Source organism: Streptomyces ruber (assembly GCF_014648075.1).
GTDB classification, from domain to species: Bacteria; Actinomycetota; Actinomycetes; order Streptomycetales; family Streptomycetaceae; genus Streptomyces; species Streptomyces ruber.
This window is the reverse complement of the sequence record NZ_BMQK01000010.1, coordinates 263,811-274,185: the sequence shown is the minus strand read 5'-3', so window position 1 is coordinate 274,185 and position 10,375 is coordinate 263,811. Positions and strand designations below refer to the sequence as shown.

Annotated in this window: 10 protein-coding genes; 2 read left to right on the top strand and 8 right to left on the bottom strand. The window is 73.6% G+C overall.

What is annotated here, in order from left to right:
* On the bottom strand, nucleotides 1-1,411 hold a 1,411-nt coding region (locus IEZ04_RS21950), incomplete at its 3' end, for an AfsR/SARP family transcriptional regulator (RefSeq protein ID WP_189218639.1).
* A gap of 97 nt (nucleotides 1,412-1,508) precedes the next feature.
* Here IEZ04_RS21950 and IEZ04_RS21945 point away from each other — a divergent pair.
* Nucleotides 1,509-1,703, top strand: a complete 195-nt coding sequence (locus tag IEZ04_RS21945; protein WP_189218638.1) for a type 1 glutamine amidotransferase family protein — start codon at nucleotides 1,509-1,511, stop codon at nucleotides 1,701-1,703.
* A 57-nt stretch (nucleotides 1,704-1,760) separates the two neighbouring features.
* On the opposite strand, the gene IEZ04_RS21940 is transcribed toward IEZ04_RS21945, so the two are convergent.
* The gene (locus IEZ04_RS21940; protein WP_189218637.1) at nucleotides 1,761-2,594 is read right to left on the bottom strand and encodes an endo alpha-1,4 polygalactosaminidase; all 834 of its coding nucleotides are present in this window, start codon (nucleotides 2,592-2,594) and stop codon (nucleotides 1,761-1,763) included.
* A gap of 196 nt (nucleotides 2,595-2,790) precedes the next feature.
* Nucleotides 2,791-4,668 carry a LamG-like jellyroll fold domain-containing protein gene (locus IEZ04_RS21935; protein ID WP_189218636.1) on the bottom strand — a complete coding sequence of 626 codons (1,878 nt, stop codon included), beginning with the start codon at nucleotides 4,666-4,668 and terminating at the stop codon, nucleotides 2,791-2,793.
* Between the two features lie 169 nt (nucleotides 4,669-4,837).
* Between IEZ04_RS21935 and IEZ04_RS21930 the strand changes: the two genes are divergently transcribed.
* Nucleotides 4,838-5,038 carry a hypothetical protein gene (locus tag IEZ04_RS21930; protein WP_189218635.1) on the top strand — a complete coding sequence of 67 codons (201 nt, stop codon included), beginning with the start codon at nucleotides 4,838-4,840 and terminating at the stop codon, nucleotides 5,036-5,038.
* Between the two features lie 213 nt (nucleotides 5,039-5,251).
* Here the strand turns inward: IEZ04_RS21930 and urtE are convergent, their stop codons facing one another.
* From urtE to urtA, 5 genes are read right to left on the bottom strand one after another with little or no spacing between them, the layout of a single operon-like run.
* Complete coding sequence (gene urtE, locus IEZ04_RS21925) at nucleotides 5,252-5,944, bottom strand: urea ABC transporter ATP-binding subunit UrtE (RefSeq protein WP_189218661.1); 693 nt, start codon at nucleotides 5,942-5,944, stop codon at nucleotides 5,252-5,254.
* A 5-nt stretch (nucleotides 5,945-5,949) separates the two neighbouring features.
* Complete coding sequence (gene urtD / locus IEZ04_RS21920; RefSeq protein WP_189218634.1) at nucleotides 5,950-6,723, bottom strand: urea ABC transporter ATP-binding protein UrtD; 774 nt, start codon at nucleotides 6,721-6,723, stop codon at nucleotides 5,950-5,952.
* Nucleotides 6,720-7,859, bottom strand: coding sequence for an urea ABC transporter permease subunit UrtC (gene urtC, locus IEZ04_RS21915; RefSeq protein ID WP_189218633.1), 1,140 nt, complete (start codon nucleotides 7,857-7,859; stop codon nucleotides 6,720-6,722). Before urtC ends, urtD begins: the two co-directional genes overlap by 4 nt.
* Nucleotides 7,856-8,740: an urea ABC transporter permease subunit UrtB gene (urtB, locus tag IEZ04_RS21910; RefSeq protein ID WP_189218632.1), complete on the bottom strand. Its 885-nt coding sequence runs from the start codon at nucleotides 8,738-8,740 to the stop codon at nucleotides 7,856-7,858. The genes urtC and urtB overlap by 4 nt, the downstream gene beginning before the upstream one ends.
* A 50-nt stretch (nucleotides 8,741-8,790) precedes the next feature.
* Nucleotides 8,791-10,044: an urea ABC transporter substrate-binding protein gene (urtA, locus tag IEZ04_RS21905; RefSeq protein WP_189218631.1), complete on the bottom strand. Its 1,254-nt coding sequence runs from the start codon at nucleotides 10,042-10,044 to the stop codon at nucleotides 8,791-8,793.
* Between the last annotated feature and the right edge of the window lie 331 nt (nucleotides 10,045-10,375).

The following is a 10,375-nucleotide window of genomic DNA, read 5'->3' as shown; positions in this document are numbered from 1 at the left end:
TGGCCAGGGTGGCGGCGGCCTGCGGTTCGGCCCGTACCCGGGGGCCGATCAGCCGGCGCAGCAGGGCGTGCGTGTCCCCGGTGGGCAGCAGGCCGAGGACGAGGCGGTGGGCGCCGTCCAGGGCGACCAGGCCGGGCAGGGCGTCGCGGCTGGTGACCACGGTCAGGCAGGTGGGGGTGCCGGGCAGCAGCGGCCGGACCTGTTCCGCGGTGGCCGCGTTGTCCAGGACGACCAGCACATGCCGGCCGGCCAGTTCACTGCGGTACCGGGCCGCCCGGTCCGCCTCCTTCAGGGGGATGTCCTTCCCGGGCAGGCCGAGCGCGGTCAGCAGGCGGGCCAGCGCGTCCCCCGCGGGCATCGGCTGCTCGGGGTCGTAGCCGCGCAGGTTCAGGTACAGCTGCCCGTCGGGGAAGGCCGGGCGGGCCCGGTGGGCCCAGTGCACGGCCAGCGCGGTCTTGCCCACCCCCGGGGCACCGGAGATCAGGCAGATCGGCGCCGCCGTGGACGCCGTGTCCGCGGCCGTCAGCCGGTCCAGCCATGCCAACTGCCGTTCGCGGCCCGTGAATGCGGCCACGTCACCGGGCAGCAGGAACGGCACGGGCGGGGGCGCCGGACCGGTGTCCGCCGCGGGGGCGGGGCCGTCGGTGGGTACGGCTCGTTCCGGGCGCCGGGGCGCGGGGCCGGGCGCGCCGCCCGGCTCCTCGTACGGCGGCCTCCCGACCCCCTCGTACGTGGCCGGCGTCCCGGCCCGCCGTCCCGACCGCCGGAGGGCCAGCGTCCACTGGGCGCGCAGCCTCTTCCGCGAGGGGTGTTCGCGCACCAGGCCGGCCAGCTCGGCCACCACGTCCGCGTGCCGGCCCAGTGCCAGATCGACTGCGACGCGCTCCTCCAGCACGTCCAGCCGGTGCTCCGTCAACCGTTCCCGCTCGCGGTCCAGCAGCGGACCGGAGAGCCCCTCGCAGAACGGGCCCCGCCACAGCCCGAGCGCCCCGTGCAGTGCCCCGGCCGCCGTGGGCAGATCGCCGGCGGCCCGGGCCGCCCGCCCCCGCTCGACCCGCTCGGCGTACCTGGTCACGTCCAGCCGGCCGGGCGGAACCGTCAGCGTGTACGCGGTCCCGGTCCGGCTCAGCAGGCGGGACGGGGCGTCGGCCGGCCGGCCGGGCTCCAGTGCCCGGAGCAGTCCGAGGACATGCCGCCGCACCAGGTCCACCGCGTGTTCCGGAGCCACCGACCCCCACAGCACGTCGACGAGCTCCTCCTGCGGCACAGGCCGGTCCGCGTGCAGCAGCAGCGTCGCCAGCAGCACCTGCCGCTGCACCGGTCCGATGTCCAGCTGCGTCCCGTTCCGCCACACCCGCAGCGGGCCGAGCACCTCGAAGCGCAGGGTCCGGGACGCCAAGTGATCGTCCATCACCGCCTCCCCCGGGCGAGGCAACCAACCTAACCCGCACGGCGCCCCGCGGGCACCCACTCGACGGCTGACCGCGTCCGCGGAACCGGTCCGGCGCGTGGAGGAGACGAGCAGACCGGCGGTGGCGCTGCGCGGGGGCGCCCGGCTGCGCCGGGACGGCGACCGGCTGACGCCGGGCGGCACCCCGGCCGGCGGCGTGGTCTTCCGGCGCGGCGCGGAGCCGGAGGAGATGCGCACCGGTCACGACCTCAGCGGCCTGCTCACCGACCGCGCCCGCTTCGACAGCCGCTGACCGGTGCGCACGACGGCCCGCGCGGACCTCATGTCCACGCGGGCCGGAGGGGCCGGGTCAGCAGGCCTCGCGCACGTACGCGTCGTCGCCGGGTGCGGTGACGTCCAGGTCGCGCAGGACGACGGCGAGGCGGTCGCCGAACTCCGAGCACGTCTTGTCGAAGGCGTCCTTCCGGTACTCGATCACGATGACGTCGTCGCCGAAGCCCTCGGTGTAGTCGCCGCACTCGTCCCACTCGCCGCACTCCTCGGCGACGGCGAAGTCGAGGCCGGTCTCGTCGCGCGCGGTGGAGAAGGCGGGGGTGTTCTTCTGCCCGATCGCCAGGCCCCGGTCGTGGGCGTGCTCGGAGAGCAGCCGGACGAACGCCTTGGCGTCGTCCTCGCCGAGCAGGTCGCCGAAGCGGGTGAAGGTGTCGAGGTTGTCGGGTTCGACGGCGTCGTAGCCCTTGTCGGCGCAGGTGTCGATCATGGCGTTGACCTTGGCGGCGATGCTCTTCCGCCGGTCCTCGGTGCGGATGTCGAGGATCGCCTCGCCCCAGTCGTCGTCGTAGACGACGTCGCCGTTCCCGTCTCTCAGCAGCAGGTCGCCCCACTCCTTCTCGGCTCCCGGCTGGGCCTGGAAGGCGTTGACGTAACAGATGTTGTACAGGCCGTCCGCCGGGTCCGCGGTGTGGTCGCGGGTGACGACCTCGACGTCGGACGCCGGGGTGTAGGGCGCGCCGATCTGGTAGTCGAAGACGGCGCCGGCCGGCGGCGGTTCGACGGTGGCGGTGGGCGCCGCGCTCGCGCTCGGACCGCAGGCGACGAGCAGGGCGCCGACGACCGCGGTGGCCGAGGCCGTCGCCACGAAGGCGACGGGCCTGCGGGCACGGGCGTGCTGGGTGTGGTGCATGAGTGAGCTCCGTGGGGTGAGGGCACGACCCCGCCTCGGACACCGCGTCGGTGCGGCCGTCCTGGCGACTGTGTCCGGACTTGCGGTGCGTGGACCGCGCTACCGGCTGGGCGTACCTCTGGCGTCTGGTGCTCGGTCCTGACGCAGCAGGGAGTAAACCGAGCAGCTCGCGTCATGTCAACCGAGGGCCGCCGGGTCAGTCGAACGGGGTCAGGAAATGCTTCGGGGACAGCGCGCGGTCCACGATCCGGGTGTCGCCGAGCCAGCCGTAGAAGCCCTGTCCGAACCGCTCGTCGAACTGGGTGGCGCCGAGCGTGAACGGCTTGCCGAGCGTGGCGATGCCGGTCGACCGCTGGGTGGGGTTGCGGGCGATCCTCGAGCCGTCGACGTACACGACGGTGCGGCGGCCGTCGTTGACCACGGCGACGTGCGTCCAGCGGCCCACCGGCAGGGCGTGGCTCCAGGAGGTGGGATCGGCGTCCTGCCGCTCGGGATAGACGACGTACTGCAGGAAGCGCTCCGAGGACACGTTGAGGCTGCACGTCGGTTCCAGCGGGGACCAGCCGGTGGTCTTGCCTGCGTCCCGGTTGCGGCCCTGCCAGCTGAAGACGCCCATCCAGGCGTGGTCGCCCTCGAACGGCTCGGGCAGCTTGATGTACGTCTCGATGGTGTAGCCGCGCAGGAACTTCTCGCTGTTCAGCGGCGCGCGCGGGCCCGTGGTGAGAATGGCGCCGCGGTCGGGGTTCTTGCCGCCGTCGAAGCGGAGGCTGGCGTGCGCGGGCTGGCCGGGGTGGTGGTCGGCGGAGAAGGTGAGCGCCTGCCGGTCGCCGGCGCCGACACGGCCGACGGTGAGGTCGTTGCCGTTGCCGGACAGGTCGCGGACGACGGTGCCGTCCGGCACCGGTGCGCCGGCCGCGGGCATGGTGGCGCCGGAGGCGTCGAACCGCCAGTACGCGACCGTGCCGCGCGGCATCACGGCCGCGGCGGGGCGCGGCTTCGGCGGTACGGCGGGGGAGAAGCCGCGGAACCGGTCCGCGAAGTCGACGGCGAGGCTGAACCGGTCGACGGGGCCGGTCAGTTCGACGGTCTCCGCCTCCAGCGGTGTCCGGTCGTCCGCGTCGCGGGAGAGGAACCAGGGGGAGAAGGTCTCGACGTCGATGACGTTCCGGACGAGGTCGAAGTGGTAGAGGCGGATCATGCCGGCGCCGCCGTAGTAGCGGTCCTGGTAGTTGGTGATGTGCAGGTGGACGTCGTTCCCGGCGTCGTTGGTCAGCACGGTGCGGCCGGGCGGCCAGTAGTGCCCGCCGAGCGCCAGGAAGATCTGGTCGTTGCCGCGGACGAGCCCGTCCCACAGGCGCGTGCCGTTGTCCGACAGGTGCGCGGTGCCGTCGTCCTCGGCCCACACCAGGTCGTGGGTGGTGAGGACGGCGGGCACGGTGGGGTGGGCGTCGAGCACGCCCTGCGCCCAGCGCAGGCCCGCGTCGGACACCCGCCAGTCCAGCGCGAGGACCAGCCACTCACGGCCCGCCGCGCGCAGCAGGTGGTAGCTGTTGTAGCCGTCGGGGGAGGCACCGCCGAAGGTGCCGGCGGAGCGGAACCGGCGCGGGCCGAAGGAGTCGAGGTACGGGCTGTCGCCGCGCTGGTCGTCGCCGGAGGCGATGTCGTGGTTGCCGGCCAGCACGCTGTAGGGGACCCGGCCGTCGAGCAGGCCGAAGGTGTCGGCGGCCAGCTCGATCTCGTCCTTCGTCCCGTGCTCGGTGATGTCGCCGAGGTGCGTCATGAAGGCGACGTTGGCCTCCTCGCGCTGGTGCACGAGGTACTCGAACGTCGCCCGCAGCGGCTCCGGGTCGGCGCTGTCGGCGTCGAACAGGTACTGCGTGTCCGGCAGCACCGCGAGCGCGAAGCGCGGCGAGCCGGCGTCGAAACGGCCCGGCCGGGACGACGCGCCGGCGGCCCGCGCGGGCGCGGCACCGGCGGCGAGGGCGGAGGCGGTGACCGTACCGGCGGCCGGGACGGCCACGGCGGCCCGCAGCAGCCGGCGTCTGTCGGGGTGATGGGGCTGTGCCGCACTCATGGCTGCTCCTGGGATCGCGTGGGACGAAGAGGCTGCAGCGAACTGTCGTGAAGGTCCATGACCACACCGGGACGCCGAGCTGAACGGCGCTCGACGGATGGCGGGCGTCCGGTGCGGCCCGGCGGGCTGAGAGGATGGCGCGGACCGTGACCGAGGAGGGGGAAGAAGCATGATCGTGGTCGTCCTGTCCGTTGTGCTCGCAGCCGTCGCCGGGGGATGCGTCTGCGTGGTGTGGGCGAGCCGGGGCGGCCCGCGCTGGGTCCGTGCCGTGTCCTTCGCGACGCTGACGGCGGGCGAGCTGGTGCGTCGCGCGCCACGCGTCCGCGCGCCACGCGTCCGCGCGACGCGCGGCGGCGGGGACGACGGGTAGCACGGCCAGGTCCCGCTCCTCTCGCACACGACCCGGGCGTCCGGTGGGCGTCCGGGTGACCGCGGGCGCGGTCGGGGTCCGGTGTCCGTGTCCGGTGCCGGCGTTCGCGCGCGCAAGGCCCTGACCGGCCCCGGTCGCACCCCACGGCCCGTCGTCCGCCGCCCGGCGAGTACCGGACGGTACTCGCCGGTCACCCCGGCGGAGCCGCCCCGCTCACACGCTGAGCGCCGTCCGTACGGTCTGCTCGGCGTCGCCCCCGCCCTCGCCGGAGGAGGTCACCCGGCCCGTCTCCAGGACGTAGTAGTGCTGCGCGGCCCGCAGGGCGAAGCCGACGTGCTGTTCGACGAGGAGGACGGACAGGCCGCCGCGCCGGGTCAGGGCGAGGACCGTCTCCTCGATCTCCGCGACGACGGAGGGCTGGATGCCCTCGGTCGGCTCGTCGAGCAGCAGCAGCCTCGGGCGGGTGACCAGGGCCCGGGCGATGGCGAGTTGCTGCCGCTGGCCGCCGGAGAGGAGGCCGGCCCGGCGGCCGGACAGCTCGCGCAGGACCGGGAACAGGTCCAGGGCCTCGGCGACGGCCGCCCTGCCGCCGGTGCGGCCGTCGGCGACGAGCCGGAGGTTCTCCGCGGTGGTCAGGTGCGGGAACGCCTGCTGGCCCTGCGGCACGTACGCCATGCCCCTGGCCACCCGCTGGTGCGGAGCCAGACGCGTGATGTCCTCGCCGTCCAGCAGGACGCTCCCGGCCATCGGCCGGATCAGCCCCATGGCGGTCCGCAACAGGGTGCTCTTGCCCGCACCGTTGTGCCCGAGGACGGCCGCGACGCCGTCCTCGGGCACGGCGACGGTCACCCCGTGCAGCACGGTCGTGCGGTCGTAACCGGCCCGTACGGCGGCGATCTCCAGCATGCGTGTCACGCCTCCTCGGCGACGGGTACGGCCACCGGCTCGGGCGCGGCCGCCCGGCCCAGATAGACCTCCTGCACCCTGGCGTCGGCCTGGACCTCCGCGACCGTGCCCTGCTTGAGCACCTTGCCGGCGTGCAGGACGCTGACGCTGCGGGCGTAGGAGCGCATGAAGTCCATGTCGTGCTCGATGACGACGACCGTACGGTCCTCGCCGACCCGCCGCAGCAGCTCGCCGGTGGCCTCGCGCTCGTCGTGGCTCATCCCGGCGACCGGCTCGTCGAGCAGCAGCAGCCGCACGTCCTGGACGAGCAGCATGCCGATCTCCAGCCACTGCTTCTGGCCGTGGGCCAGCACACCCGCCGGGCGGTCCCGCAGACCGGCGAGACCGATGGTCTCCAGGGCATGTGCCACCGCCTCGGGCACCCCCCTGCGGCGGCGGAGCAGGGTGAGCGGTCCGCGCCCGGCGCCCGCGGCGATGTCGAGGTTCTGCAGGACGGTCAACTGCTCGAAGACCGTGGCCGTCTGGAACGTACGGCCGATGCCCCGGCGGGCGATCCGGTGCACGGGCCTGCCCAGCAGCTCCTCGCCCGCGAAGCGGACCGACCCGGTGGCCCTCACCAGGCCGGTGACCGCGTCGACCAGGGTGGTCTTGCCGGCGCCGTTCGGGCCGATGAGGAAGCGCAGGTCACCGGGGGGAACGTCGAGGTCCACACCGTCGACGGCCCGGAAGCCGTCGAACGTCACCCGCAGGTCGCGGACGGTCAGTCCGGCGCCGCTCATGCCGTCTCTCCCTTCGTCGGGGCCGGGGCCGGGGCCGTACGGGTACGGCGTGCGCGCAGGGCGGTCACCACGGAGGCCAGTCCACCGGGCAGGAAACCCACCGCCACGACGAACAGCAGCCCCTGGAGGTACGTCCACGCGGCCGGGAAGGCGTCGGAGAGCGAGCTCTGCGCCCAGGCCACGGCGACCGCGCCGAGCACCGCGCCCACCAGGCTGGCCCGGCCGCCGACCGCCGCGCCGATGACGAAGCCGATGGACGGCACGATCCCGATCAGCGCCGGGGAGATGATGCCGACCGCCGGGACGAACAGGGCGCCCGCCAGCCCCGCCGTGCCGGCCGCGACGACGTACGCGACGAGCTTGACGGCCGCCGGGTCGTAGCCGAGGAAGCGCACCCGCTCCTCGGCGTCCCGGACGGCGACCAGGAGTTCGCCGTAACGGCTGACGAACAGCTGACGGGCGGCGGCCATCAGCAGCAGGAGGACGCCGGCGACGACGAAGTACACCGTCCGCTGGTTGACCGGGTCGCTCAGGTCGTAGCCGAAGAAGCCACGGATGTCGGTGAGGCCGTTGGTGCCGCCGGTGGTGGTCTGCTGGCCGACCAGCCAGATGGACAGGGCGGCGGCGAGGGCCTGGCTGAGGATCGCGAAGTAGGCGCCCCTGACGCGCCGCCGGAAGACGAAGTAGCCGAGCAGCGCGGCGACCGCCATGGGCAGCAGCACGGTCGCGGCGAGCGCGAACACCGGGTTCGCGAAGGGCCGCCACCACCAGGGCAGGGCGTCGCCCGAGCCGTACAGCAGCATGAAGTCGGGCAGCGTCTCGCCGGCCGCGGCGGCGTCGGCGAGCTTGAGGTGCATGGCCATGGCGTAGCCGCCGAGCCCGAAGAAGACGCCCTGGCCGAGGACGAGCAGGCCGCCCCGGCCCCAGGCGAGGCTCACCCCGACCGCCACGATCGCGTAGCACAGGTACTTCGCGAGGAGGCTGATGCGGAAGTCGGACAGGACGAGCGGGGCGACGCCGAACAGCAGGACGGCGCCGAGGAGGAACGCGCCGGGCACGCGGAAGCGGGCCGACGGGGACGGCGGCGGCGTGGCGACGGCGGGCGTCGGGGCCGGGGGCGGGGCGGTGGTCGTCATACGAGGCTCCGGGTACGCAGTGTGTACAGGCCCTGGGGGCGCCACTGGAGGAAGGCGACGACGGCCACGAGCACGACGACCTTGGCCACGCTGGTCGTCGTCGAGTACTCCAGCACCGCCTGGAGCACGCCCAGCGCGAAGGCCGTGACGACGGCGCCCCTGAGCCGGCCGATGCCGCCGGCGACGACCACGAGGAAGGCGTCGACGATGTAGTTGGTGCCCATCGTCGGGCCGATCGGGCCGACCAGGGTGAGCGCGACGCCGGCGACGCCCGCGAGGCCCGAGCCGATGAAGAAGGCCGTGCGGTCGACGCGGCCGGTGGCGATGCCGGACACCTCGGCCAGCTCGCGGTTCTGCACGACGGCCCGGACGCGGCGGCCGAGCGGTGTCAGCCGCAGCATCAGGGTGAGCCCGAGGACGCAGGCCAGGGCGAGGCCGAGGATGAACAGCCGGTTGGTGGTGAGGACGACGCCCGCGACCGAGACGTTCCCGGTCAGCGTGTCCGGCGCGGTGGTGTGCACGTTGGGGGCGCCGAAGAGGTCACGGGCCAGCTGCTGGAGCATCAGGGCGACGCCCCAGGTGACCAGCAGCGTGTCCAGCGGCCGGGTGTACAGGCGCCGGATCAGCAGCCACTCGAGCAGCGCGCCCAGGCCCCCGGCGACCAGGAAGGCCAGCGGCAGGGCGAGGAGCAGGGGGACACCGGCGCCGCCGACGGCCTGCTGCAGCACGTACGTGGTGTAGGCGCCGGTCATGATGAACTCGCCGTGCGCCATGTTGATCACGCCCATCTGACCGAAGGTGAGGGTCAGGCCGAGCGCGATGAGCAGGAGGACGGCGCCGATGCTGATGCCGGTGAAGGACTGGTTGAGGATGACCGTCATGGAGCGGCTCCGGGTCGGGGACGACAGGTGCGGGCGGCGGGACGGCCTGGTCAGGAGAGGCCGGAGGCCCAGGTGTAGTCCTTCAGGAACGGGTCCGGCCTGACCGGGCCGCCCGAGTTCCAGACCTCCTCGATGAGGCCGTCCGCGCCGACCTTGCCGATCCGGGCCGTCTTGTACACGTGCTGGCTCGCGCCGTCGACGGTGACCCTGCCCTCGGGCGCGTCGAACGCGACGCCGTCGGAGGCCGCCCTGACCGCGGCGGCGTCGAACGAGCCCGCCTTCTCGACCATCGCCGCCCACAGGTGGACGGAGAGGTAGGCGGCCTCCATCGGGTCGCTGGTCGGCTTGTCCGCGCCGTACGCGGCCCGGTACGCCTTCACGAACGCGGCGTTGGCCGCGCCCGGGGTGGTCTGGTAGTAGTTCCAGGCGGTCAGCTGGCCCTCGAGGTACTGCGTGCCGATGCTCTTCACCTCCTCCTCCGCGATGGACACCGACAGCACCGGCATGCTCCCCGCCGTCAGGCCACCGGACTTGTACTCCTTGAAGAAGGCCACGTTGCTGTCGCCGTTGAGGGTGTTGAACACGGCGTCGGGGCCGGCGTTCCTGACCTTGTTGACGATCGTGCTGAACTCCGTGGAGCCGAGCGGGGCGTACTCCTCGCCCAGCACCTCCATGCCGTTGGCCTTCGCGTACGCCTTGATGATCTTGTTGGCGGTGCGCGGGAAGACGTAGTCGCTGCCGACGAGGCAGAGCCTGGTCAGGCCCCGTTCCCTCAGATAGTCGAGGGCGGGCACGATCTGCTGGTTGGTGGTGGCGCCGACGTAGAAGATGTACGGCGACTGCTCCAGCCCCTCGTACTGCACGGGGTAGAAGAGCAGCGATCTGTGCCGTTCGAAGACCGGCTTGACGGCCTTGCGGCTGGCGGAGGTCCAGCAGCCGAAGGTGGCGACGACCCTGTCGTCCGTGATGAGGGCCTCCGCCTTCTCGGCGAACGTCGGCCAGTCGGAGGCGCCGTCCTGGCTGACCGGCTCCAGCTTCCTGCCCAGCACCCCGCCCGCGGCGTTGACCTCCCCGACGGCGAGCAGCAGCGAGTTGTGGACCGTGACCTCGCTGATGGCCATGGTGCCCGAGAGCGAGTTGAGCAGCCCCACCTTGACCGTGTCGCCGGAGGTGTCCGCCTTCGTGCCGGAGAAGGACGACGTGTCGCTGCCGACCTTGGCGCCGCACGCGCTGAGGGCGGCGGACGCGCCGAGGGCCGACGCGCCGGCCAGCAGGCCGCGCCTGCTGATGCCGAGACCTGACATGCGGAACCTCCTTGCCCACATGGGCCGTAGCCGTCCCGGGGCGTGTGCGGGCCGGTCGCCGGAGTGCGCTCACAGCCTGCGAGGGAACTGTTTCGGAGGCGTTTCCGCGTAATTGAGGGACAGTTGCCGCACCCGCCCGCGCCGGCCGGGCGGTCGAGCGGTCCGGGAGCGGGGCGAACGGGGCGCGGCGGTGCGTGTGGCAGCGCTGCGCCCGTCCTCGTCGGCCCGTCCTCGTCGGCCTGTCGCCGTCGGCCTGTCGCCGTCGGACCCGCCGCAGGAGCCGGAGCTGCGGCTGCGGGCCGTTGCGCGTCCACGGCCGGACGCCGCCCGC

What these genes read in the sequence shown, in the direction of transcription:
- IEZ04_RS21940 (WP_189218637.1), bottom strand. Translation starts at nt 2,594, where the DNA reads ATGCACCACACCCAGCACGCCCGTGCCCGCAGGCCCGTCGCCTTCGTG.
- IEZ04_RS21935 (WP_189218636.1), bottom strand. Translation starts at nt 4,668, where the DNA reads ATGAGTGCGGCACAGCCCCATCACCCCGACAGACGCCGGCTGCTGCGG.
- IEZ04_RS21930 (WP_189218635.1), top strand. Translation starts at nt 4,838, where the DNA reads ATGATCGTGGTCGTCCTGTCCGTTGTGCTCGCAGCCGTCGCCGGGGGA.
- urtE (WP_189218661.1), bottom strand. Translation starts at nt 5,944, where the DNA reads ATGCTGGAGATCGCCGCCGTACGGGCCGGTTACGACCGCACGACCGTG.
- urtD (WP_189218634.1), bottom strand. Translation starts at nt 6,723, where the DNA reads ATGAGCGGCGCCGGACTGACCGTCCGCGACCTGCGGGTGACGTTCGAC.
- urtC (WP_189218633.1), bottom strand. Translation starts at nt 7,859, where the DNA reads ATGACGACCACCGCCCCGCCCCCGGCCCCGACGCCCGCCGTCGCCACG.
- urtB (WP_189218632.1), bottom strand. Translation starts at nt 8,740, where the DNA reads ATGACGGTCATCCTCAACCAGTCCTTCACCGGCATCAGCATCGGCGCC.
- urtA (WP_189218631.1), bottom strand. Translation starts at nt 10,044, where the DNA reads ATGTCAGGTCTCGGCATCAGCAGGCGCGGCCTGCTGGCCGGCGCGTCG.